Here is a 25023-nt window from a genome sequence, read left to right on the forward strand (position 1 = left end):
TTGCTTATTTTCTCTTGATCTTAAGATAAGCATCCAATTCTGCAATTCCAAAGCTGCTGAGGTTTTGTGTAGCGGTAAGTCCTCCTTTACGGGCGGCCAGCGTTCCATAATGAATATCCTTATAACCGGCTGTGCTGTGGGAATCCGGGTCAATGGAGAGCAGTACCTTCTTCTCTGTAGCATAAGGTATCCATTGCCAGTCTATATCTAATCTGCGTGGGTGTGCATTCAGTTCTACTACTACGTTATTCGCGGCACAGGCATCAATGATCTGCTGGTGGTTAACAGGATAACCATTACGGCTGAGTAACAGTCTGCCTGTCATATGACCCAGTATGGTCGTATACGGATTCTCGATGGCTTTCAGTAAGCGGGTCATCGCTTTCTCCTCACTCATCTTTAAGTTAGAGTGTACAGAGGCAATCACCATATCAAAGGTGGCCAGCACTTCATCCGGGTAATCCAGGCTACCATCATTCAATATATCAGCTTCCACGCTTTTGAAAATGCGGAAGGGCGCTAACTTTTTATTCAGCTCATCTATCTCAGCGTGTTGTGCCTGTATTCTTTCAATAGAAAGCCCGTTGGCGTAAAATGCAGAGCGGGAGTGATCACTGATCACCAGGTATTCAAATCCCTGCTCTTTGGCAGCCAGGGCCATTTCTTCCAGGGTATGCTGACCATCACTCCAGGTACTGTGTGCATGAATAATACCTTTGATATCTGATGGCCTGATTAAGTCCGGCAGCTGCTGATTACGCGCTAAATCTATGACCTTGCTGCTGTTACGAAGGCAGGGTTCTATATAATCCATTCCGGTATACTGGAAAATGGCTGTCTCTGAAATACCGGCAGGAAGGGATGCCAGTCCGCCGTTTTCGCTGAAATGTTCCAGGAAATCAGCATCTGCAGTAGTAGAGAACAATGTTTTCCCGAAATTATCCGCAGTAGCAGGGTAGATCTTTATTTTAACTTTTTGTTCGTTTTGCCATAGTAGGGCGGAAGGAGTCTCTTCTACAAAAGCAAGCGAAGTTACAGCCGCCAGTTTTTGTTGTATATCTGCTGCAGTGGCAGCTATCACCAGTTCAACCTCATCTATGATTACTTCGTTCCGGCGTATATGCCCGGTGAGGGATACTTCAGCCGGTGCAAACAGTTGCTGCAATTCTTTTTCAAGAGAGGTAGCGGCTGTTTCTACTTCTGCATACAGGAAGCGGTCCCTGTTACTGAAATAAAACTCTATGCTTTGTTTAACGGAGTCCTGTGTTTTCTGTCCAAACCCTTTCAGCAGCATGAGGCGGTTCTCATTGCAGGCATAAAGAAGTTCTCCTAAAGATTCTACTTCCAGTTCTTTCCAGATGGTAGCTATCTTTTTAGGTCCCAGTCCTTTTATTTGCAGCATTTCGAGAATACCCGGAGGTGTTTTCTCTATATATGTTTCCAGTTGGGTAAACTTTCCTGATTGTAACATCTCCTGGATGCCTTTACCGGTGGAATCCCCGATACCTTTTATTTTGGAGATCTCTTCGGCAGGGGTATCCTGTAATTGTACGGGCAGCTTTTCAACAGTAAAAGCAGCAGTAGCATAAGATTTAGCTTTAAAACTGTTCTCTCCGTGAATATCCATCAGTTTGGATAACAGGGAGAAATTATCGGCTATAGTATAGTTGTCGAGCATGTTCGTATCAATTGAACTGCGAATTTCGTTTTTTTGGGAGAAAGTAGAGAGGGAGTTTTTGGGCAAAATAAAAGGTCCCGGCAATTGCCAGGACCTTTATGTTACAGTGTGTAAATTCTTAGACTAAAGCTCAGTTGGCTGAGAATCAGAAGGTGCTACTGGAGCAACGACTGGTTTCTTTTTAGCAGCCTTCTTTTTAGGAGCAGCTTTCTTAGCAGCAGCCTTTTTAGGAGCAGCTTTCTTAGCAGCAGCCTTTTTAGGAGCAGCTTTCTTAGCAGCGGCCTTTTTAGGAGCAGCTTTCTTAGCAGCAGCCTTTTTAGGAGCAGCTTTCTTAGCAGCTACTTTCTTTTTAGGAGCAGCTTTCTTAGCAGCAGCCTTTTTAGGAGCAGCTTTCTTAGCAGCAGCTTTTTTAGGAGCTACTTTCTTAGCAGCAGCTTTCTTTTTAGGAGCAGCCTTCTTAGCAGCAGCTTTTTTAGGAGCAGCCTTCTTAGCGGCGGCTTTCTTTGGTGCAGCTTTCTTAGCAGCGGCCTTTTTAGGCGCAGCTTTTTTTGCAGCTTTTTTAATTGTTGCCATTGTTTTTTGAATTTTGGGTTAGTAAAAAAATTGGGTATTAAAAAAAAACTTTATGGCAAACACTACCCGGGCTTACGCCTGGGCAGTGGTGTCAAATGATTTTACGGAAACGATGGTCCTGTTTTCACGTCCTTTTCTGAACTCAACAACACCGTCAGCTACTGCAAAGATTGTGAAATCTTTACCAATGCCAACATTCTGTCCAGGATGATATACGGTACCGCGCTGGCGAATAATGATATTCCCAGAAGCAGCCGCCTGACCACCAAATATTTTTACTCCGAGCCTTTTGCTCTGAGAGTCACGGCCGTTTTTTACACTACCTTCACCTTTTTTATGTGCCATTTCTAATGCAAGGTTTTAAACTTTATCTAATAATAATTAAGCAATCTCATTGATCCGGATCTGCGTAAAGTGAGTACGGTGACCTATCTTTTTCCTGAAACCCTTACGGCGCTTCATTTTAAAAGCAATCACTTTATCACCCTGAACATGTCTCAGGATCTCTGCTTTAACCACTGATTTTACATCAGTACCAACGGTCAGCTGGCCGCCATTATCTGTTAACAACACGTCAGAGAACTGCACTTTATCTCCAATATTTCCCTGTAATTGTTGTACAAAGATTTCCTGGTCTTTTTGTACTTTGAATTGCTGACCTGCGATTTTTACAACTGCAAACATAGTTATCCAAAAATAATTTCCTGCAAAAGTAGGATTTGTTTTCAAATTGACAAAGTTTTCTCTTTATTTAAATATCTGTACTGAATTTGGTACAGGTACTTTTTAGAGAGAAAACACTTAACCTTTTCAAAGATACGTACTTTATTTTAATATAGTTTGTTACAATATGCTGAATTCCTTATCTGATGTAAGCTGCAAAGAGATGGCAGCACACGGGTATTCTCTCCGTAAGCCTTGTAATATGGGCTTTTATAACAATTTTTATTTTATACATTTGTCCTTTCACATATTCTAAAATAATGGGCATGAAGCTTAAATCACTGCTTGCCAAACCATTTGCTTCCATAGTAGCCAACAAAATAAGGAAGGAAATGCAACGGGCGGTAGAAGACCAGGAAGCAATCCTGGAGGAGTTGATAAAAACGGGCCGGAAAACGGAATTCGGGAAAGACCATCATTTTGACAATATCCATTCTTATAATGACTATAAACAGGCTGTTCCTATTCGCGACTATGAACAGTTTAAGCCTTATATTAATAAGATCAAGGACGGAAAACAGAATGTACTCTGGAAAGGATTGCCCATCTATCTGGCTAAAACATCCGGAACAACAAGTGGTGTAAAATATATTCCCATCACCAAAGATTCTATTTCCAATCATATGGATACAGCCCGCAATGCGCTGCTGAACTATATGTCAGAAACAGGACACACAGACTTTGCTGATGGCAAACTCATATTTTTATCTGGTTCTCCCGTGCTGGAACGTGTGGGTGGTATTCCTTATGGTCGCCTCAGCGGGATTGTCAATCATCACATCCCCCGTTACCTGCGTACCAACCAGTTACCGACTTACGAAACGAACTGTATAGAAGACTGGGAAACCAAGCTGGATAGGATTGTAGATGAAACTATCGACCAGGATATGACCCTCATCAGTGGTATACCACCATGGATGCAGATGTACTTCGACAGGCTCATTGAAAGAAGTGGAAAACCGGTAGGAGAGCTGTTTAAGAACCTGGATGTACTCGTATACGGCGGTGTGAATTTTGAACCTTACAGGGCTAAATTACTGGCGTCTATTGGTCGGCCCATCAATACTGTAGAGACTTTCCCGGCATCAGAAGGTTTCTTTGCCTTCCAGGATACACAGGAACATAAAGGATTACTCCTGAATACCAACTCAGGTATTTTCTATGAATTTATTCCTGCACAGGAGATCTTCAACGAAAATCCTACCCGTTTATCTCTCAGAGATGTGGAAGTTGGCGTAAATTATGCCCTGGTAGTAAGTACCAATGCGGGTTTATGGAGTTATAACATCGGAGATACCGTAAAATTCGTATCGGTGAATCCTTACCGTTTGCTGGTTACAGGACGTATCAAACATTTTATCTCTGCATTCGGTGAACACGTGATAGGAGAGGAAGTGGAATACAGCCTGATGAAAGCCGCTAAGGAAGAAGGTTTGCAGATTACAGAGTTTACTGTAGCACCAATGGTAAATGCGCCGGGAGAACTTCCTTTCCATGAATGGTTCGTGGAATTCGAGAATTCCCCTGCCGATCTGGAGGCCTTCGCAAAGAAAGTAGATGAAAATCTTCAGCAGAAAAATATTTATTACTTCGATCTTCTAAAGGGAAATATCCTTCAACCCCTTAAAATCAGACAAGTACGTAAGAACGGATTTATTGATTATATGAAATCAGTGGGTAAACTGGGTGGACAAAATAAAGTGCCCCGGTTAAGTAACGACAGAGCGCTGGCAGATGAGCTGGCGAATCACCTGCTGTAAACGGGTACTGACATTCAATTGCGGGTTAGGGATGGATGTTTTTTTAATAAAGCATTCATACTTAACACTTATTTCGCATTTGTAATTCTCACTTTTCCCTTATTATTGCAACAATGAGTAAGAAAAATATAGCCATATTAGGCTCAACAGGATCCATAGGAATACAGGCGCTGGAGGTCATCGCAGCGCATTCTGACAAGTTCAGCGTGGAGGTACTCACGGCCGGACAAAATGCAGACCTGCTCATAGAACAGGCCCTGTTATTTCGTCCAAATGCGGTAGTGATAGCGGATGAAACAAAATATGAAAAGGTAAAAGAAGTATTATTTGATAAAGGGATCAAAGTGTTTGCCGGTGCAAAAGCAATGGTGGAAGTAGCGGCATGGGACACTATTGATATGGTACTGGCCGCTGTAATGGGTTTTGCAGGACTGGCGCCTACACTGGCAGCCATAGAGCAGGGTACACCTATCGCACTGGCTAACAAGGAAACCCTGGTAGTGGCCGGCGACATTGTGATGGCAGCGGCTGCCAGGAAAAATGTACCGGTAATTCCTGTGGATTCTGAGCATTCCGCCATTTTCCAGTGCCTGATGGGAGAATCCTTCAGCAAAGTGGAAAAGGTGATACTCACCGCTTCCGGAGGGCCATTCCTGGGCAAAAAGCCTAACTTCCTTATCAACGTAAAGAAAGATCATGCCCTCCAGCATCCTAACTGGAGAATGGGGGCTAAAATAACGATCGACTGTGCTACCCTGATGAACAAAGGGTTGGAAATGATTGAGGCCCGCTGGTTATTTAACCTGGCGCCTGAGAAAATTGAGGTGGTAGTTCATCCTCAGTCTATCATCCATTCCATGGTACAGTTCGTAGATGGATCTATGAAAGCTCAGATGGGTGTACCGGACATGAAGGTGCCTATTCAGTTTGCTTTAGGATACCCCGAACGTCTGTCTAACGATTTCGCCCGGTTTTCTTTCAGGAACAACCCCAGCCTTACCTTTGAACAGCCGGACACCAAAACATTCCGCAACCTGGCTATTGCTATTGAGGCAATGCATAAAGGTGGAAATGCCGCCTGTGTGATGAATGCTGCCAACGAAGAGGTGGTGCATGCTTTTCTCAAGAACAGGATTGGCTTCCTGCAAATGACTGAAGTAATCGAGGAAATTATGGTGAAGGTTCCCTTCATTGAAAAACCTACCTTGCACAACTATTATGAAAGCGATCAGGCAGCAAGAGAGTATGCCAATGCAATGATCAATGCAATTGTAATTTAGGATCCATAGAGGCTGTGTCGCAGTTAATGCGGCTATATTTGTAAGCCATTTATGGATTAAGAACAATATATATTTTTACTGTCAGATCAATTTACATGACCACACAAGAAATATTGGTAAAGGCCGGGCAGTTGGTACTGTCACTATCCATACTGGTAGTATTACATGAGCTTGGGCACTTTATCCCTGCCAAGCTTTTCGGGGCCAGGGTTGAAAAATTCTATCTTTTCTTTGATCCATGGTTCTCCCTGTTTAAGAAGAAAAAGGGAGATACTGAATACGGCATTGGCTGGTTGCCATTAGGAGGATACGTAAAAATCTCCGGCATGGTAGACGAAAGTATGGACCGCGAGCAGTTGGCTAAGCCTCCTGAGCCCCATGAATTCCGTTCCAAACCAGCCTGGCAGCGTCTGATCATCATGATAGGAGGGGTAACCGTTAACCTGTTGTTAGGGTTCCTGATCTATGCAATGATGTTATGGCACTGGGGCGAAAGTTATCTGCCTACTCAAAACGTAAAATACGGTGTAGCCGTTGATTCACTGGCCGGAAGTATTGGTCTGAAAGACGGTGATATGATCCTTTCCGTAAACAACAAGCCTGTTGAGAACTTCAGGGCTATCCCTGCAGAGATCCTGTTGCGTGAAGCTACCAGTATCCAGGTAAGTCGTGATGGTCAGCATCTGGACATTCCTATTCCGGATGGTTTCAAACGTGAAATGATTAAGGAAAAGGGTACGTTGCTGAATGTAAGGATGCCATTTGAAGTAGATTCTGTGTTAAAGGGTTCTAATGCAGATAAGGCTGGTTTACGAAAAGGTGACCAGTTGCTGACGGTAAACGGACAGCCATCTTATTTCTTCAATGAGTATGCAAAGGCGATGCTTGCCAATAAGAACAAGCAGGTTGCTATTGAAATATTAAGAGATGGGGACACTATCAGATTGATTGGTAATGTACCTGAAACCGGGAAACTTGGTATGTGGCCAAAGTCGCCGGATAAGGTGTTCACATTTGTCACCAAGGAGTATGGCTTCGTGGAAGCGATACCTGCGGGTTTCAGCAAGTGTATCAATACTTTGGTAAAGTATGTGCAGCAGCTGCGTCTGATCTTCGTTTCCAAAGAAGTAAAGGCGAGTGAATCATTAGGAGGTTTCTTAAGTATTGGTAATTTATTCCCTGGTGAATGGGACTGGATGTCTTTCTGGGAGATGACGGCTTTATTATCTATCATCCTCGCATTCATGAATATTCTGCCTATTCCGGCCCTCGATGGCGGTCATGTACTGTTCTTATTGTACGAGATCGTTACGGGCCGTAAACCAAGCGAGAAGTTCCTTGAATACGCACAGATTGTAGGGATGGTACTCTTATTCGGATTATTGCTGTATGCGAATGGTCTGGATATCTGGAGGAACATTTTCCATAAGTAGTTTCTCAATCTTCTTATATCTTATCGGAAGGAGCCTTTGTGAGGCTCCTTCCTTTTTTTATGTTAAATAATACGCTATCTTTGCAGACTGCTGTGAAGCAATTGGGGCCGCCCGGTTTTGACAGCATAGATCTTTGAGAGTGTAAGCATGTCGTGCGTTGTGTAATTAGCACGTAAATCTGAATACACAAACTTCAAAAGGCGAGTCTAACTACGCTATGGCTGCTTAATCATAGATTAAGCCCCATTATGGCCGCTTGAGTTGCTGTCTGCTGTGACTCATTCCGCTGAATCAAACCAATAGCAGAATAGGTATTCATGGTTTCCGTGAGTGAATACTGAAACAACAACGGATAAGGACTAGGTTGGTTAGTTACGCCCCTTGCCATGTCTCGAAAACACAATGCGTAAATAAGCATGTAGAAAGCTTTCGGCGGATATGTTTGGACGAGGGTTCGACTCCCTCCGGCTCCACCCAGGCGGGAATAGTACAGTCAAATGTATTGTTCCCGTTTTTATTTTCGGTCAAACCTCTTGCCAGTGTAATCATCTGCTGAAATACTTCATTTGCTCTCGGGACTCGACATTCATAATTTCCTGTTATATAAAATACACTAAAATTAAAGCTGCTGTTTTTTGCATATCCGCCTGGCCCAAGTACTAACGAGGTTTGCAGCATAGTTCATCATCACGTTTACACATTTTTCAAGATTCGATATCCTATTACCGTACTCGACTAGTTTTAGCCAAGCTGGCTTTTTCTTCCTCGAACTTTAATTTAAATTCTTTGTACATATCTCCGTTTATTTTCTCTATCGCAAACCTTTCTCTTAACCTTTCAGTTTTTGTCTATTCCCAAAATTTGCCCTTCAATTGCTACCGCATACAGAAAAATTGCACGCAGCAACAGTTGTTGTCAGCAAACCATACCCAAGTAAGACAAGAGCAATTGTTACCTATCTTGTAATTATTGCATGAATAGATGAAGCATGAGTATGAGCAGGTATTGCCGAAAAGCTCAATCGGTAATACCTGCATATAATTTAAGCGCTGGGGTAAACTAAACACCTATGTAACCGATGGTCGATTACTTATGGACAACAATACTATTGAAAACAGTGTTGGTCTTGCAGTAATAGGATGCCAGAATTACTTGTTTGTAGGTTCCCATAAGCCGCGAAAAGATCCGCCATACTATATAGCCTATTTAGGTACCTGTAAACTACATCATATAAACCCAACATGGTTAGCAGACGTATTAACCCGAATCTCATACAATCGAAAGAAAGACATTGGTCAATTACTTCCTCATAACTGGATATCACAACAAAAGTAGATACTCAATTACTTCTTACAAATAAATATTTGCAGGGTGGTATGGGTAAATTCGAATCATTACTTACTTAGAAATACATCAACCTTAGGATTTATTCTATTCATTTATTGATACTTTGGAATAACGATTTGTGGATTGACGAACATGGCATTTTTAGCACCAACCTTCATGCGAGGTACTAAGGTTGATTAACTCACAAAACTGTTATATGAGTACTGAACCGCCACTTTAGCGAAACCACTATTACAGGCTGGCGTTTTGTTCTTCGTTTCATTCCCATCATTGACTAGCGTCAACGAGAGCAAAACTTGAAAGCTCTTTTGCAATTTTGGTTGTAAGTCGGCTTGTGTGAGTCGCAAATCTGCGTATAATTGTGTGTTGGCTATTTTCCTCTGTTCAGTCGTCTTGAAGATAATTTCTTCCAAATACTATGGGCTAAATTTATTTCCTTTTGTGTTAAACTGAAATGTTCTTTCAATATTATTTGATTAGTAATCTTTAAAATTTCTTCAATATCTGTTTTGTTACGAATAAGTTTGTCAATTTGAGGAAGTAATTTAGCGTTGTCTTTGTGATATGGAAGTAAAATTTTTTCTGCCTCATTGGGCATTAGTTCCAGAACCCCCCCACCGTGGCTTCGTCCACTCACTTCTGTAAATGCAAGTGATAAGGAATTATAATAACTTGCCGTAAGAGCTTTTATGTCTTTTCCTGGTTTTACAAATACCCGGTGCATTGTGTCAGTAGTGTATGCCTCTGCCTGATTAATAATTAGTCTTGGATAAAGGTTGTTTCTCCGAATAAAAAGTGCATCAGAAATTTTCAAAGATGGTACAACAAACCAGTCATTTCGAATGCCTGTTTTATAACCGTTGTTAATTCCAATGCTTTCTCCATAAGCAATGTATTTTATAGCTCCGCTTTTTTGATTTAAATTTTGTTTGTCAGGAAATGCAAGTAAGTGTGCTTTTGCTTTAGAATATTTATTTTTCTCCCAATCTTTCTCAGTAAAAATAACGCTATTTACCTGTACGCTTCTTCCAACCATTGGTTTTGCGTAGTCGTGTAGGTCATATTCTTCAACTGTTGTAAGAGGGACTGTGAAAAATCCGTTTGCACCTGTTGTGATGCCAACTTCAACATCTGCGAACTTTCCAAGTGATAGGATGTTTCTCTTTGTAGCAATGCTTTCCAAGAAGTCAATTTCTTCTTGATCTAAAAAATAAAAAGTCCATTTGTTAGATTTAAAGTCAATTTTCTTTTGTGGGCTTCTTAGTTTTTCCGTGTTAAGAGTTTTTAATTCGCTTGCATCTTTTAACTCAATATGCTCAATATAATGTTCTTTAGTTTCATTCCTCTCGCAAAGTAGTAAAACGACTTCTTGTTGAATGTTTGGAAATATAAGTTTTTCAAATGAAATGATATTTATTTTGTTGTAAAATTGTGCAATAAATTTTCGCAATTGCAAAGCAAATGATACTTGTAAAATTTCTGCAGGAAGAACAAAACCGATTTTACCGCCTTTGTCCTTAAGCAAAAGGGATGAGCCAACAACAAACGAAACCCAAGCATTAGTTAGTTTTGAATATGTTAATCCTGCTTTAATAAAAATGTCTCCAGCCTCAATTTGTTGCTGTCTATCAAAGAACTGGTAACGTATATAAGGTGGATTGCCAATAATTAAGTCAAAGCGTTGCAGGGTGTTATTACAGTATGTATGAAAATCATCATTAATAACTTGCTTGTTTTCTAACTCAATCTCTTCAACTTTTTTTGCTTCAATCGGGTCAAGTTCAACTGCAGTAATAGATTTATATTTTAATTTTAAATCTTTCAATTGTTCAATAAAAACTCCATCACCACAACTTGGTTCAAGGATATCTGAATTTATGGAACCATTAATCCCCCATTTTAAGATAAATTCTGCAAGAGGTTCTGGGGTATAAAAACCACCTCTTAACTTTTCGGCTGATGCATCTGTGATAAGTTTCATTATTTGAGTCTTTTGATGGTTTTCAGATACTTGACTTTTTTCTCGACAATTTTTAAAACTTCGTTAGCAAAATCTTCTTCGTCCATTATTTGATAAGCAACATTATCACTGATAAATTCAATGGTGAGATTTTTTTCACTGACATTGAAAATTTTAGAAAATTTTACAATCATTTCCTTAGTAGGTTTGCGATTATTCTTTTCTATTTTTCCCAACATTGATGTATCGATTTTAAGAAACTCGGAAACCTCACGTAGTGTGAGTTTTTTTTCTTCACGAAGGATTTTGATTGTATCACCGAAGGTTTTTCCAGTTTTCATTTTGGACAAATTCAGTCCAAATGTAAGAATGTAAAATGAATTCGCAAGAGATTAATAAAAAAAGTTATAAAAAACTTAATGGGATATTAAATTCAATGTTGTTTAGCTAGTTCCATTAGCCCCGTGTTTGTAGTAAACATTGATATTCTCTTTAATTAACTCCGTAGGAGTCCTACGAAGTCTGTGTTTTATTGTCCAATGTATTTTCTACAAACATGGAACTCCTAAACCAATTGCAGTGTTGTTACAAACCCTATTATACTTAACTAAACAACATTGATATTAAATTAGACAATCTCAATTGAAAATGATTGGTTACCTAATTGGTATAGATTTAAAGTGCGCCCTGTAACATTAGTCTGTTGAAGTATTGACATAAGAACATTTCCCCAATGAAGCCATGATGGCGTATTGGCTTGGTTTGAAATTCTTATGGGGTCATAACTTAGTTTTATTGGTTGAAGACCGTGAGAAGTACCTAAGATTGTAACATCAAAATTGCATATAGTTTCTTCGTAAGTAGTACTTGTTGGTTTTGTTCTTGCCCAACCTAGGTGCTGAAATACCTGATTCCTAAAGTAAGTGTTATGATTTATCAATACACCGTTTAGCCTAAAACTAGCTTGTGATAACTTTAGATTTCCAGTTCCATTTGTACCTGTAGGAACAGATTGAGCGTCACTTCGACTAAGAGACAACTTTTGCCATACTAATACTCTTTGTTGTGCTTGATTTATAATTGGAGGAGTTATTGTTGATTGGGCGATAGTTTGAGGTGAAGTTGTGGCATTTGAAGATCCTGCAGTTTTTGGTTTTGAAGGAAATGTTGAAGGTACTTTCGCAGTTGCCCGTTTCTGAATGATAACCGTACTAGTTGATGCACTTGATCCCGAACTTGTACCTGTTAATCTTTTGGCATAATTACTTCTCCTTGTTGTTTCGTCTGGAATTATTCCTTTTGAGAATAATTCAGCGATAATAGAGGTGCTTACTTTTAAAAGATTTGGATCAGAAAAATCAAATAATGATTGATAGTAGCTTTTCAATTCTGATAATAAAGCTAAGCCTTCTTTATCATTCAAATCAAATTCAATAAGCATTGAGCTTTCCACATTAGTAAATAAACCTCCGCGAGTAAGATTTGAAGAACCAATAATTATTTTTGTTTCCTTAGCCCCTTCTATAAGGAAAATTTTGGGATGGAAAACTGGTTGCTCTTGTTGATAAAAAACATAGCTGTTTATATTGAGTGCTAAGATTTCTTCCAAGGCTTCTTTGGAAGTTCCTTCTAAATCAACTCCAACTATTAAATTTAAATGTTTAAAATTGTTCTTCGCTGCATTTAAAAATCCAGATAGTCCATATACACCAGATTCACTTGCAAAAGCTGAGATGCCAGTAAATGAATCAAATCCCGTTAAACTTAAGAAGTTAACCAAGTGGTTTCCAACTGCATTAACAGATTTGTCTTCAAAGCCCTGACCTAAAAAAGAAATTTTCATTTATATAGTTTTTTTTATAAGCATTAGTAATTCTCTTACGTCAATACCCAAAATATACGGGATTTCAAAAGGTGTTTCCATGGTAGGTTGCATTTGATTAGTACACCATTTTGATATGGTCGTTCTGTTTACCCAATTCTTCTGCAAGCCAGTTGTTAGTTTTAGCTTTTTCCGTTAAAACAGCTTTAATTCGGGTCCTCGCTTTTTTCTTTATAAAAGAAGACTTTAACATTAAACTCTCTGCAAAATAAGCTAAATCCCAATTTATATTTCAATCTTTTAGTCTATAAAAACCAGTATTATAAATATATATGTATATATACATATGTATTCATGTATAATTCGCTTTAAAAGCATTAATAAATACTTTTAAACAAATTTTAAATCTAAGAGAACGTATTGGGGGAAAGGTGAAGTAGAAAAGGATTGATATGTTACCGAGGTGATCCGAAAAATTTCGAAAATTCATTATTAGGATTTTCAAATCATTTTTACTGGTGGGACTGCGTTATCAAAAGCACATGGTCTCATTCAACGATTTTCTGAAGATATTGATTTCAGAATCATAACACCCTGTCTTGCGCAAAAAAGCCGGAGTGAACAAAAACGACTCCTCTCCACGTTTAAACATGTAGTCATCGTAGAGTTAAAAACGGTCTTCCTGATGAATGAAGCGCATATAATGGCAAGAAACGAAAATCATTTCTTTTCTATAGAGATCAATTACCATATATTTTAGTAGAATTACAATAGCTGACCTGGCACTACTTCCTATTCATTTACCTGACTCTTCTTTTATCAATGAACTATCTTCGCAATCACCGGAAGTTGAATCAATAGGCTGTACGGATCCTGTTGAGAATGCTTCTGATAAGCTGAGTGCTATCATCTGGCGCATTCCAGAAAGGGAGTCTAGACAAGTTAATGATGATCCTGATGTGGTCCGGCATATCTATGACCTCTCTATTTTAAGTGATCGTGCTATTGCTCATAGCTGCTTTAAGACCCTCGCTATAGAAATTATTAATCAGAATAATCGGTCTTCTTCGAAAATAGCAGGTCTGCCCATTGATAAAAAGTTTGAGACTGTTTTAGGCATATTAAGCAATGAACCAGAGTACTTAGGAGAATACGACCGTTTTGTAAAGGGTATGTTCCATGTGCCGGATAATATAGTTCCTTATTTCGCTCAGACGCTTCAAAAACTTCGCTTATTCTTTAGTAATGACAGTTGGCACAGATATTCTTTTCTATGTAAATTGAAAATAAATGTTATGTAAATTGAAAATTTTATTCATGTAAATTGAATATATTTCCTAAATTAGTATGGAAATCAAGCAAAATGAGCGCATTTATTCCAAGACAGTTAACACCAATCATTATGGCCCAGCAATCAAAATTTCCTGTACTTGCAGTTACTGGTCCTAGGCAGTCAGGTAAAACAACGCTATTAAGAGAAATTTTTAGTGATTATCGTTATGTTTCTCTTGAGAATCCAAATACACGTTCATTTGCAACGGAAGACCCAATCGGGTTTTTGAATCAATATGATAAAAAAGTAATATTTGATGAGGCGCAGCGTGTGCCTGAGTTGTTCTCCTATATTCAAAGCCGGGTTGATGAATCTAAAATAATGGGGCAATACATATTATCCGGCTCACAAAATTTTCATTTGTTTAATAGCATCACTCAAACTCTGGCAGGCAGGGTGGCCCTGTTTAAATTACTTCCATTGGATTTCAAGGAATTAAAAACAAATGGTTTACTGGCTGATCCATATGCTAAAGCAAGTGTTAAAGGTTTTTATCCTGCTATATTTGACCGCGATATTGATCCCGTAATATTTTATGCTAATTATATCCAGACTTACATAGAAAAAGATGTTACTGAATTATTGAATATTAGGGATCTGAAAGTTTTCCGAACATTTTTAGATATGTGTGCTGGCCGTGCCGGACAATTATTAAATTTTAGTGCCCTAGCTAATGAATGCGATATATCTCATGTTACGGCCAAAGCATGGCTTTCAATACTTGAAAGCAGTTATATTATTTTTCTTTTACAACCGTATCACGAGAATTTTAATAAACGATTGATCAAGAGCCCTAAGCTATATTTCTATGATACAGGCTTATTAAATTATTTGTTGGGAATAAGGACATCCGCGGAACTAGAGGAAAACAGGCTAAAAGGACATATTTTTGAAAACATGATCCTTGCAGAATACCAAAAAAAGAATCATCACCTATACCTTCATCAGGATTATTATTTCTGGCAGGATAGCAATGCTCATGAAGTTGATTTACTCATGAAAAAGGGGATGGGTTTTTCAATTTTCGAGATTAAAGCAACACAAACAATCAACACTGGTTTATTCAAAGAAATGGATCGCTTTGAAGAAATATCTGCTCCTGCTGAAGTAAATAAAACCCTCATTTATGGTGGTGCAGAAAATGAAAAAAGAACCCAATATAATGTGTTAAGCTGGAAGAACATTTCTGATTAATGGTATAATGTCGGTACAAGAAATGAAAGAATATAAGGTTCATTAATTAGGAATGACGCTTTATACATGAATAAATTAAAACATCAACGATAGAACAAAATGAACATATTTGGCAAGACAATACGTTTATTCTTGGTGGATGGTACAACAAATGGACTTACTACTGCGGAGCTCAGTAATTGGACAGGAATTGGTATAAAAGTCCCTCGTATTAAGGTAAAGGAATATTTTACCCGATCTGAGTTTCAGAAGCCCGGTATATATATTCTGGTTGGAAAGAACGAAAATAATGAAGATGCAGCTTATATTGGTGAGGCTGAGATTATTTATGACCGCCTGATACAACACATAAGTAATAAAGAGTTTTGGAATGAAGTAGTTTTTTTTGGTAGTAAAGATAAATACTTAAATAAGGCAAGCGTAAAATACCTTGAACATAGATTGTACGAGTTGGCAGTAAAAGCAGGCCGTTATAAGTTGGATCAAAATAATCCAACAAAATCTGAACTATCGGAAGCTGAGCAAGCCGAATTGGAAGAGTTTTTAGCTAACATTAAAATACTCACAGCTACACTTGGCTATAAGATTTTCGAAACATTGGATGAAACAATTGAAACTAACCCAACAAAGGAAGAATTTTTTTATTGTAGGAATGGTGCTGGGGCTAACGGTATTGGTAGACCATCTACTGAAGGATTTATTGTTTTTAAAGATTCATTATTTATCAAACAGGAACAACCCGCATTAACACAAAGTATGCGTAATGAAAGAATGCAAATGTTAGCTGATGGCATACTCCTGCAGAAAGGAGATTTTTATATTTTGACCAAAGATTACATTTTTAATTCCCCATCTCGTGCAGCTGCCGCCATCCTTGCTCGGTCAGCTAGTGGTCCTTTGGAATGGAAGACTGAAGTCGGTATTCAATTGAAACAGTTTGAACTATAAAGACAGAATAATATTAGTATTTCTTGAATAAAAAGAATGTTAAGTCTGGAATCTAATAATAAACTTGCTTTATTTACGTCTTTATTTAAGGGTAGGAACGATGTATTTGCTATTCGTTGGGAAAAGGAACCGAAAAGCGGCTATATGCCAGCATATTTTTACGATCCATTCCGTTACAGAATGCATAAGATGAAGGGTGGTACTTTTGAGAACTATTCCGAAAAGAGCTATCTACCCTTAACAAATGAACAAATAACAAAGCACCTGAATGGGACACAATTAATTGGCCTTTATCCGCTATTGCAGGATAATACTTCCTGGCTTATCGCTGCGGATTTTGACGAAAAGAATTGGGTAGAAGATAGCAGAAAATTTATAGTACTCTGTATGAAAAAGGGTATTCCTGCCTATCTTGAGCGTTCCCGTTCCGGTAAAGGAGGGCATGTATGGATTTTCTTTCAGCAGCCTTATCCAGCAAGTAAAAGCAGAAAGATTGTATTAGCACTACTAACGGAAGCGGGTATTATTTCAACATTTGATAAAAATTCCAGCTTCGACAGACTCTTTCCCAATCAGGATAAACTTTCTGGTAAAGGACTAGGTAATCTTATAGCTTTGCCTTTGCATAAAATCTCATGGGAGCAAGGGAATAGCTGCTTTATCAACCACAACACATTAGACGTATTTCCAGATCAGTGGGCTTATCTTGGAGCCATTCAAAAAATAAGTTTCCAAAAGTTAGAGGAATGTTATCAATCCATTTCATCTAATCAGCATGTCAATAGCATTTCTTCTGAGAGCAAAGGACTAACTATTTCATTAAGTAATACTATCCGGCTCAACCGCATTGATATTCCTATTTCATTGATTAATTTTCTGAAAGAGGAACTGAACTTTGCTAATACGGAATTTATCATTAAGAAGAAGGTTGGCAGAAATACATTTGGTACGGAAATATTTTTTCGATTTATTGAGGAAACGGAGGATCATGTAATCTTGCCGAGAGGATTTATTGGGAAACTTTTACGTTTTTGCAAAGATGCTACTATTCCTTTTGAATTTAATGATCAACGAGTAAGGAAGGAGAATGTTTCTTTTCTGTTTCAGACTGTATTGCGAGAATATCAGGATATAGCAATTATTGCATCGTCAAAAAAAGATATGGGAGTGATTACAGCTCCTCCTGGTTCCGGCAAAACAATCATTGGATTAAAGATAATTGCTGACAAACAACAACCTGCACTTATAGTCGTCCATAGAAAACAATTGATGGATCAGTGGATAGAAAGAATTGAAACCTTCCTGGGAATACCTAAACAGGAAATTGGTAAAATAGGGCAAGGGAAATCTAAACTTGGTAAACGAGTTACCGTTGCCACAATACAGAGTTTGGCAAAAGAGGTAGATAATCCTGACGGGGCAGTGCTTAAAAACGCTTTTGGTACAATTCTTATAGACGAGTGTCATCATATCACCGCCGAAAGTTACCACAGCACTATACAACAATTTAATAGCTATTATCTATATGGGTTAACTGCTACACCTTTCCGGAAATACAATGATGGGAAATTGATTTTCATTCACCTTGGTGAGATCATAGCAGAACTAACATCCCAACAAACAGGTAAGATCAGACAGGCTACTATCATAGTCCGGAATACAGAACTGGATGTTCCATTTAATCAGAAAACAGACCGGTTTGAAACACTGTCTAAAATTTTGGTACATGATTCTTCCCGGAATAAACTGATCCTAAAGGATATAACCAGTGAATTGAATGGCGGTAAACGGGTGGTTATTCTTACCGAACGAAAGGAACATATTGATTCATTATTCCAATATCTGAAACAATCTTATGAAGTAATAACATTAAGTGGTGATGATTCTGCTGTCAGCAGGGATGCCAAATGGGAAATATTGAACACTGGTAATTATCAGGCATTGGTGACTACAGGGCAATTTTTCGGAGAGGGAACCGATTTGCATAATGCCACTTGCTTGTTTCTTGTTTATCCATTTTCCTTTGAAGGTAAGCTGATTCAGTATATTGGGAGAGTACAGCGTTCAGAGCTAACTCCTGTCATATATGACTATAAAGATATTAAAATAGATTATCTAAATAAGTTATTCTTAAAGCGTAATACTTATTATAGAAAATTGACGAAACAAGCTTCATTATTTGATGATCCGGTAGAAGATGTTGTGACGGAAAGTAAGGTTCTGACCATTGAGAAAGAGATAAAGGTTACTATTGATTCTCTGGAATTCAGATATGGTAGTGTTGCCTTTACCTATTTATTTACAGAAGCAAATAGAAGTCTGGAATTTGAAATTGAGAATGAGGACATCCGCCCGGAATTTGAAGTACTGAAACCCTATTTTGCAAAGGCGCTAAGTAGCAAATCTATTTGTGTTTCGATATACGCAGAAATTGAGAAAGATCAATTACTTTCTCAATCAGCTGTATCTGAGGATATTAAAAAAATAAATAAAGAGGTGATAGAAGGAGTACGTTTCCGTTTCGTTACTAAAACAATGTTTGGAAAAGTTGCTTCTTTGGGACAAAACATTCTTAATGTTAACGAGGTTCAAACTGAACAAGCCTTATATGAATCAGTAAATGAATTGCTGGAGGATGTATTAAAACATAGCCAGTATAAACATTCCAGACAACTCCGATATCTTGCTGATAAACATGCCAAAAACTTGCTTAAAATCCGGTTTGTATTGCAACCATTTTCTTTTGTATTCCTCCTGGAGGGGGAGGAGCAATTGCATGTTGTCTTAGAAACATTGGATACAGAAGAAGCCAGTTATTTATGGCATTTTGAAAAGAATATACCTGGTTTGCCTTTTTATCTGAAAGAAATCGATAGGCAATTGGATATTATCCGTAAGCAGGGCAGACAAGGATTTCTTGCCACTCCTCCAGAAAATTTTAGCCGAATTGTTCATGACTATTCTAATGAACAGAAAGGATTCATCATCTGGAAAGATACTTTGGCAGAACGATTGGTTTGATATAGAGTGGGCTGACCTTTTTGCAATAGCATTCATAGTTTATCTTTAAACATGGAGTAATTAGATGCAGATAATTCTGCTTATTTTCTCCATAAACCATTTCGAATGTTGGGTATGGGATATTAATAATTGCTGCCACAAAAAATGGGTATGTAAAGGTTTATAATAAGATCGTAATTTAAGTGTGTGTTTTCAAAAGTGTAATACAAACGAAAATTGGAACCAATAGATTTTGAAGAATATCAATCGTGGATGAAACAGTGGTTTTCAGAAGGTTATTTTGATCTTGAATCAATCCAAATGTCTGAAGAGCTTGTACGATTTAATAGCCTGGCACTTCTTCAATTACTGCGAATCCATGCTGAACAAAAAGAATATAGGAACCTTGCGTCGCTGACGGAAGCCCTTAGAAGCAATGGGTTTTTCTACTTTGATTATATTGAGGAATTTGGGATAGCTCTTGAAATAATGTTGAGGCAGGCAATCTCTGTATTTGATAATGGGGAGTTATTTAGTGATCACTCTCTTCTTTGGTTACCCTGCGGAATATATGATATAATCTTCCATCAGATCAGACTTTTAGAATACCCACCTATTTGTTCTAAACTATACTTTGAATTATCCAACAGAATATTGGATAGTAAATTTATGCCACTTTATGAATTCGAGAAAGATTCTTATGCTCCATATAGTCAATGTTTATATTTTATTGAGATGGCGGATAACTGGTTTGCTGACAGAGGCAATGAGTTTTTAATTTTATGGAAGAAAATAGATGCACAGATTAGACTAGGAATAGGGTATCCATGGCTAGAAGATATTTGGCCTGCCACCTATATGGAGTTTAAAAAGAAAACGTAAAACCCCAACTTTAAGACTATGAATATACACGGACTAAAGTAGCTCCTGATTAAAAATCAACAAATGGATTAATAATTGGAAATATAAATTCCCATGAATTATGTAGAGTAGACGCGAACCAGCATGCCCTTCCCTCCAAAGGAAGACGGAATCACCATTTCGCGACACTACTCTAAGTAAAGGTGATTAGCGGGGATCGAACCCTGATCTCCTGATCCACATTCAGGTGTTTTACCATTAAACTACTATCACCATAAAAATATAAGTGGTATAGAGTGGTTACGATCCACTTCCTGCAATTTTTCAGACTGCCGCTTCTACCAAGTTAGCTTCTGCACCATGCCATGCCTGCATTACACAAACATTATGTAGAGTAGACTGGACTCGAACCAGCATGCCCTTCCCTCCAAAGGAAGACGGAGTTACCATTTCCCGACACTACTCTAAGTAAGGGTGATTAGCGGGGATCGAACCCTGATCTCCTGATCCACATTCAGGTGTTTTACCATTAAACTACTATCACCATAAAAAAAACAAGTGGTACAGAGTGGTTACGATCCACTTCCTGCAGTTTTTCAGACTGCCGCTTCTACCAAGTTAGCTTCTGCACCATGTTATGTCTGCATTACACAAACATTATGTAGAGTAGACTGGACTCGAACCAGCATACCCTTCCCTCCAAAGGAAGACGGAATCACCATTTCCCGACACTACTCTAAATAAAAAGCCCCAGACGATGGTCCAGGGCTTTTTATTTGTGTTATCTATAATAGATTATGTACACAACAAACCCTTACCAATGGTAAACGGCAAAAACGGTATATGTTGAAATTGTTTCATGAAAATCTGATTCAAAAAAGTAAAAAAAAAGCCCCGGTTTTCCGGGGCTCAATATTGTGTTATTTGTATTTTAATTACATACACAACGATCCCCTGCCAATGGCAAACGGAAAAAAATGCGGTATATGTATATTTGCTTTCATGATGCAAATGTGATATTAATATTTGAAATAAAAAAATATTCCAGATATTATTTGTCTGATTTATTAATACCATTGTTAACTAATTCATACACTGGTAGCCTATTTAAAGGTGCTATCTGCTCTATTGTTGTCAGAGAAAAGTAGCTTGTTGATTCCATGAGATTATAATAGAAGGCACTTCATATTTTATTTGACAGCAGAGAATTTAAACAATAAAAACCTATTTCGCTTTCTCCTCTTTTTAAAGATATTCAGGTATTTTCCACGAAAAAGCCTTAGCAGAAATGTTGAGTTTTTTTATGGGGTGAAGTTGCTATCTGCTTGCCTTTTCCAATCATTAATTTAATGAGATTTTTATGTAAAACGGGGCTTTACACTGACAAAAGTCGCAGCAGCATATGCATCTTTTTTACGCAACCGACTTTCTGTTTTTTACCGATCGATCACCGTATATTCGTCCTATGACTGAGGCGCTCCTGCAACTTCAAGCATTTGTGAATGCCGTCCACCCAATCTCTGGAGAGGACAGGGAGATGTTTTCCGGAATATGGATGCCTTTTTCTGCGAAAAGGAAGGAGATCATTACAGCAGAGGGGGCTCAGGAGCGTTACCTGTACTTTGTGATCGAAGGCGTGCAGCGTGTCTATTATTTCGACGACCAGGGCCGGGAGGCAACGTTGGTATTTACTTATGGACCATCTTTTGGCGGTGTGCTTGATGCCTTGCTATTACAGCTGCCAAGCCGCTATTTTTACGAGACGCTGACGCCTTCTTCCTTCCTGCGGGCACCTTACGGAGAGCTGGACAGGCTTATGAAGGCCCGCCCGGGAATTGAACAATTGGTCAGGATAGGTATAACGTATTCACTATCGGGAGTGCTGGAGAGACTGGTGGAGCTTCAATGCTACTCGGCCGAAGAAAGATTTGATAAGGTGATGCAAAGGAGCCCGCATATTTTCAAAATGATACCCCATAAATACATCGCCAACTACCTGGGAATGGACGCCACCAACTTCAGTAAATTGATCAATAAGCCCAAATTTTAAGTTTTGTTGGTTTTTACCAAGGTGGAAATGCCGGCTGCCTGATAATTTTGCCCCAATAACAATGTAGCATGAAACCTATTGACAAAGATAAATTGCTAGACACACTGGAAAACATGGTGAATTATCATATTCAGACGGCTGTGCAGGAATTTCAGAACATGCAGGATGAGCCATTGCTCAAGCTCTCTGCGACAGGAGGGTGGAGCATCGCACAATGTCTCGAGCATTTGAACCGGTATGGCGTATATTATATACCACTTATACGCGAGGCCCTTACCGGACAGCAGAAAAAGATAGCGGGGGGGACATTTACCAGCGGAATGATTGGCGGGTATTTCACCCGGTTGATGGACCCCGTTACCGGTAAAAAGAAACTACGGGCATTCAGGGCCTACACGCCTGACCGGCAATTGGACGCTCACACCGTTGTTGCTGAGTTCATCCGGCAACAGGAAGCCCTGCTGTCATGTTTGCAACGAGCCAGGCAGGCGGACCTCAACCATTCGCGTATACCGGTGTCTATTCTTAAGCTCCTCAAATTGAAGGTGGGAGACGCGCTGCAGTTTGTCATCTTCCATGACGAGCGACATATAAGACAGGCCAGGATGAATTGTCCGGAGATTGCAGCTGCTGGCTGAACGGGGTATAGGCACCCTATTCATGATCTTGCCCAACCAGCTTTTGGCGGGTAGCTTTAAGCATTATCAACAACATATGGCGCAGACACAAACCATTTCGATATACCCCGCCTTTTCCACAGAAACGGGAACATTACAGTAAAATGTATTGTTCCCGTTTTTATTTTCAGACCACAAGACTCAGTTCTCGAAGATGTATTCTTTTAAATTAATCTTTGCTTGAAAATAGCTTCTCATTTTTTAAAACGCACTACTTACTATACTGTTTAAATAACTTATGATCAAACGGGATATTAAGTGAAATATCTTTTGCTTCCCACCAATCATTTTCTGATGCCTGGTAGAAGTCATAAGCCGGTTTAATCAGTATTCTTGCTTCGTTAACAGATTCGTCTTTTGATTTTCGATCGTAAATAAATACCATACAACTCACACAAGTAAAGCTTCCATCGGTATTAGGATTCTCATAGCATTTGCCAATTTTTATGTTCACATTTTCATGCATTATAAACTCCGTAAGTTTACCTTGGGTTAGTCGTACAAGGGCTGCCTGAGCTTCCTCATCAGTAGGCGCTTTTTTAGCTTTTTTTAAATTTTCATAATGGTAAGATTTTATTCTTTCTAATTCCTCAGCGCTTAAAGTCATGCCGGTTGTATCAAAAGGATAATCAGGCGAGCTTACTGCAGCCGCGGTATCTATTGCTGTGTCATCTATTGCTACGTCATTCGATAATGGAGAAGCTTTATCTTCAGAACTTCCTGAAGAGAATAATAATGCTTTTGCATGCTCAAAGTGATTAGGTATATGACTAAAACCAACAATATACTTTAAGAATAGAAAGGTTAATAGTAAAAGGGTGACTGAAATTGTCAGCAGTTTTTTCTTCTTCATATTTTTATTTAATAAGTATTATACCTCAATGAAAATATTTTCCTCAATAAGAGCATGCTGTTTTATTGAAAAATTGCATTTTCCCAAACAAGGATGATTCTTTGAGGATAATAGTAATTACCTGTTTTTATTAATGTTTTTAATGTTGCCGTGTCGATTGGAATTTCCGGGAATTGCAGTTTTGCTTTTGCGATGAATCTATTTTTATTTTCGGTATCTCCGAGAAAATATGCTGCAAGGATACGCCCTATATGCGTATCTATATTTTTGTTATCAGTCTCAATGGATTTTTCGAACATTATCTGCGCTTCTTTGTATTCTTCTTTACCAAGTAAAAGGTATCCATAGTTACCTATTTCTATGGCATCTTCAGGGTTTTTACTGAGGTATTCTTTATAAGCGGATTCAGCTTTTTTATAGTCATGAAGTTCCTGATATATCTGCGCCAGGTTTGTTAGTAAAATACTTTGTGCTGTATCCAGTTTCAGTGCTGTTTCAAAGTCTTTGATGGCTCCTGTAAAATCCCCTCTTTCCTGGTAAAGCCTTCCTCGTTGAGCATAATAGCCATAAACATCAGGATACATAACGATCAGTTTATCGTAAATGTCAAAAGCGGTTTTCCAGTCTTTTATTTGTTGATAGGCTTGTCCGGCATAAAAAGTTAAGTCGTTGGAAAATCTTTCAGTATCATCTGGATATGCGGTCTCTGCATCTGTACGGTATTGGTAAAGTTTGTAAACTTCTATTGCTCTTTGCGGAGTGGGTATTTCAATTAAGCATCTTATGTAATTATGATAAAGTCTGGGAAGATTTTCCCTTTCATATTCAATTGCTTTTTCGTAGCTCTTAACTGCATTTTCGTTGTCTTTTAAAAAATAGAAATTGTTTGCCATGATCTCGTATAATTCGGCATTGGACCGGTCCATTTCAAGTGCAAACTTTACTTCATCTGTGGATTGCTTGTATTGTTTCAAATAGGATAAACAATATGCTTTAAATTTGTGATAATCAGTATTTTGTGTATTTATTACTATTGCCTTGTTAATAGTATCAATTGCATCCTCATATTGCTTTTTGTCAAAAATATCAAGTGCCTCCTTATAAAGATTTTCAGCCTCTTCATCTACCGCAACCGCTGCTACAGAAATGATAGGGGATGGTTGGAGATATTCATATTTTTTTTCCTCAATTTTATTCAAAACCCTGAAGAATTTTATATTATTGGTTTCCTCTTCAATTCCTATCTCGAATAATTTTCTACTCCGGAAATAATCCTTTTGCGCATGCTGTTTTAGTAATGCTGAGTACATAGCGAAATTGGGATTGTTCTTCATCTGGAGAAAACATAATTGTGGGTTATTGCCCAGTTCCACTATGACTTTGTCTGATTCTTTCCGGAAACTACGTACATAATTAATTCTCTTTTGAATTTTATCCTGCCCTGAACTGGTTAAGGATATAAGTGTAAACAGGGCAAGAAGTAAATGTTTCATAATTAACTATTTGTTTTTTAATATAATTGAGATAATAT

20 protein-coding genes, 5 tRNA genes, 1 other RNA gene and 1 pseudogene are annotated in these 25023 nt (G+C 38.4%); 13 read left to right on the plus strand and 14 right to left on the minus strand.

The features are described 5' to 3' along the window. Window positions 1-4: 4 nt before the first annotated feature. From BMW86_RS17385 to rplU, 4 genes are all read right to left on the minus strand, one after another. A complete protein-coding gene (locus BMW86_RS17385) occupies window positions 5-1678 on the minus strand; it encodes a DNA polymerase/3'-5' exonuclease PolX (RefSeq protein WP_089782992.1) in 1674 nt (557 codons plus the stop codon). Window positions 1679-1801: 123 nt separating this feature from the next. Beyond that, on the minus strand, window positions 1802-2251 hold the full coding sequence (locus tag BMW86_RS17390; RefSeq protein ID WP_089782993.1) for a histone H1-like repetitive region-containing protein: 450 nt from the start codon (window positions 2249-2251) through the stop codon (window positions 1802-1804). Window positions 2252-2323: 72 nt separating this feature from the next. Further along, complete coding sequence (rpmA, locus tag BMW86_RS17395) at window positions 2324-2596, minus strand: 50S ribosomal protein L27 (protein ID WP_089782994.1); 273 nt, start codon at window positions 2594-2596, stop codon at window positions 2324-2326. Window positions 2597-2632: 36 nt separating this feature from the next. Further along, complete coding sequence (gene rplU, locus BMW86_RS17400) at window positions 2633-2935, minus strand: 50S ribosomal protein L21 (protein WP_089782995.1); 303 nt, start codon at window positions 2933-2935, stop codon at window positions 2633-2635. A gap of 305 nt (window positions 2936-3240) precedes the next feature. Here rplU and BMW86_RS17405 point away from each other — a divergent pair, with 305 nt between their 5' ends. The 6 genes and pseudogenes from BMW86_RS17405 (at window position 3241) to BMW86_RS33350 (ending at window position 8782) form a co-directional block, all read left to right on the plus strand. Beyond that, on the plus strand, window positions 3241-4734 hold the full coding sequence (locus BMW86_RS17405; RefSeq protein ID WP_089783713.1) for a GH3 auxin-responsive promoter family protein: 1494 nt from the start codon (window positions 3241-3243) through the stop codon (window positions 4732-4734). Between the two features lie 113 nt (window positions 4735-4847). After that, a complete protein-coding gene (locus BMW86_RS17410; RefSeq protein ID WP_089782996.1) occupies window positions 4848-6014 on the plus strand; it encodes a 1-deoxy-D-xylulose-5-phosphate reductoisomerase in 1167 nt (388 codons plus the stop codon). Between the two features lie 95 nt (window positions 6015-6109). Beyond that, a complete protein-coding gene (rseP, locus tag BMW86_RS17415) occupies window positions 6110-7447 on the plus strand; it encodes an RIP metalloprotease RseP (protein ID WP_089782997.1) in 1338 nt (445 codons plus the stop codon). Between the two features lie 103 nt (window positions 7448-7550). After that, window positions 7551-7923, plus strand: a transfer-messenger RNA (tmRNA) gene (ssrA, locus tag BMW86_RS17420). A 580-nt stretch (window positions 7924-8503) separates the two neighbouring features. Continuing rightward, window positions 8504-8608 (plus strand): annotated as a pseudogene (locus tag BMW86_RS33345) (hypothetical protein); the annotation flags it as partial. Then, complete coding sequence (locus BMW86_RS33350; RefSeq protein ID WP_410492558.1) at window positions 8600-8782, plus strand: transposase domain-containing protein; 183 nt, start codon at window positions 8600-8602, stop codon at window positions 8780-8782. The pseudogene BMW86_RS33345 and the gene BMW86_RS33350, both read left to right, overlap by 9 nt. 382 nt (window positions 8783-9164) lie before the next feature. On the opposite strand, the gene BMW86_RS17430 is transcribed toward BMW86_RS33350, so the two are convergent. The 3 genes from BMW86_RS17430 to BMW86_RS17440 all read right to left on the minus strand — a co-directional run bounded on the left by BMW86_RS17430 (window position 9165) and on the right by BMW86_RS17440 (window position 12597). Continuing rightward, window positions 9165-10775: an Eco57I restriction-modification methylase domain-containing protein gene (locus BMW86_RS17430; protein ID WP_089782999.1), complete on the minus strand. Its 1611-nt coding sequence runs from the start codon at window positions 10773-10775 to the stop codon at window positions 9165-9167. Then, window positions 10775-11095, minus strand: coding sequence for a helix-turn-helix domain-containing protein (locus BMW86_RS17435; RefSeq protein ID WP_089783000.1), 321 nt, complete (start codon window positions 11093-11095; stop codon window positions 10775-10777). Before BMW86_RS17435 ends, BMW86_RS17430 begins: the two co-directional genes overlap by 1 nt. Window positions 11096-11382: 287 nt before the next feature. Continuing rightward, a complete protein-coding gene (locus BMW86_RS17440) occupies window positions 11383-12597 on the minus strand; it encodes a phospholipase D-like domain-containing protein (protein ID WP_089783001.1) in 1215 nt (404 codons plus the stop codon). A gap of 487 nt (window positions 12598-13084) precedes the next feature. Between BMW86_RS17440 and BMW86_RS33355 the strand changes: the two genes are divergently transcribed. From BMW86_RS33355 to BMW86_RS17475, 5 genes are all read left to right on the plus strand, one after another. Beyond that, a complete protein-coding gene (locus tag BMW86_RS33355) occupies window positions 13085-13336 on the plus strand; it encodes a nucleotidyl transferase AbiEii/AbiGii toxin family protein (protein ID WP_410492559.1) in 252 nt (83 codons plus the stop codon). A gap of 603 nt (window positions 13337-13939) precedes the next feature. Further along, window positions 13940-15103, plus strand: a complete 1164-nt coding sequence (locus BMW86_RS17460; RefSeq protein ID WP_089783003.1) for an ATP-binding protein — start codon at window positions 13940-13942, stop codon at window positions 15101-15103. Window positions 15104-15202: 99 nt separating this feature from the next. Beyond that, complete coding sequence (locus BMW86_RS17465; RefSeq protein ID WP_089783004.1) at window positions 15203-16051, plus strand: GIY-YIG nuclease family protein; 849 nt, start codon at window positions 15203-15205, stop codon at window positions 16049-16051. Window positions 16052-16087: 36 nt separating this feature from the next. After that, window positions 16088-19072 carry a DEAD/DEAH box helicase gene (locus BMW86_RS17470; protein WP_218149160.1) on the plus strand — a complete coding sequence of 995 codons (2985 nt, stop codon included), beginning with the start codon at window positions 16088-16090 and terminating at the stop codon, window positions 19070-19072. 216 nt (window positions 19073-19288) lie between these two features. Then, window positions 19289-19933, plus strand: coding sequence for a hypothetical protein (locus BMW86_RS17475; protein WP_143056605.1), 645 nt, complete (start codon window positions 19289-19291; stop codon window positions 19931-19933). A 180-nt stretch (window positions 19934-20113) separates the two neighbouring features. Here BMW86_RS17475 and BMW86_RS17480 read toward each other — a convergent pair. The 5 genes from BMW86_RS17480 to BMW86_RS32855 all read right to left on the minus strand — a co-directional run bounded on the left by BMW86_RS17480 (window position 20114) and on the right by BMW86_RS32855 (window position 20650). Beyond that, window positions 20114-20186: transfer RNA gene (locus BMW86_RS17480), tRNA-His, on the minus strand. Window positions 20187-20302: 116 nt separating this feature from the next. Then, window positions 20303-20378, minus strand: a tRNA-Pro gene (locus BMW86_RS32845). A gap of 6 nt (window positions 20379-20384) precedes the next feature. Continuing rightward, window positions 20385-20457 (minus strand) — tRNA-His (locus BMW86_RS17485). Between the two features lie 14 nt (window positions 20458-20471). Continuing rightward, window positions 20472-20544: transfer RNA gene (locus tag BMW86_RS32850), tRNA-Phe, on the minus strand. A 30-nt stretch (window positions 20545-20574) separates the two neighbouring features. Next, a tRNA-Pro gene (locus tag BMW86_RS32855) sits at window positions 20575-20650 on the minus strand. Between the two features lie 817 nt (window positions 20651-21467). Between BMW86_RS32855 and BMW86_RS17490 the strand changes: the two genes are divergently transcribed. Both BMW86_RS17490 and BMW86_RS17495 read left to right on the plus strand, forming a co-directional pair. After that, window positions 21468-21962: a Crp/Fnr family transcriptional regulator gene (locus tag BMW86_RS17490; protein WP_255372938.1), complete on the plus strand. Its 495-nt coding sequence runs from the start codon at window positions 21468-21470 to the stop codon at window positions 21960-21962. Window positions 21963-22030: 68 nt separating this feature from the next. Next, window positions 22031-22600: a DinB family protein gene (locus tag BMW86_RS17495; protein ID WP_089783007.1), complete on the plus strand. Its 570-nt coding sequence runs from the start codon at window positions 22031-22033 to the stop codon at window positions 22598-22600. A 250-nt stretch (window positions 22601-22850) separates the two neighbouring features. Here BMW86_RS17495 and BMW86_RS17500 read toward each other — a convergent pair whose 3' ends face one another. Beyond that, entirely contained in the window at window positions 22851-23492 is a 642-nt protein-coding gene (locus BMW86_RS17500; RefSeq protein WP_089783008.1) for a hypothetical protein, read from the minus strand. Between the two features lie 62 nt (window positions 23493-23554). Beyond that, the gene (locus BMW86_RS17505) at window positions 23555-24985 is read right to left on the minus strand and encodes a tetratricopeptide repeat protein (RefSeq protein WP_089783009.1); all 1431 of its coding nucleotides are present in this window, start codon (window positions 24983-24985) and stop codon (window positions 23555-23557) included. Window positions 24986-25023: the final 38 nt, after the last annotated feature.

It is taken from the genome of Chitinophaga sp. YR573 (assembly GCF_900110995.1).
Lineage (GTDB): Bacteria > Bacteroidota > Bacteroidia > Chitinophagales > Chitinophagaceae > Chitinophaga.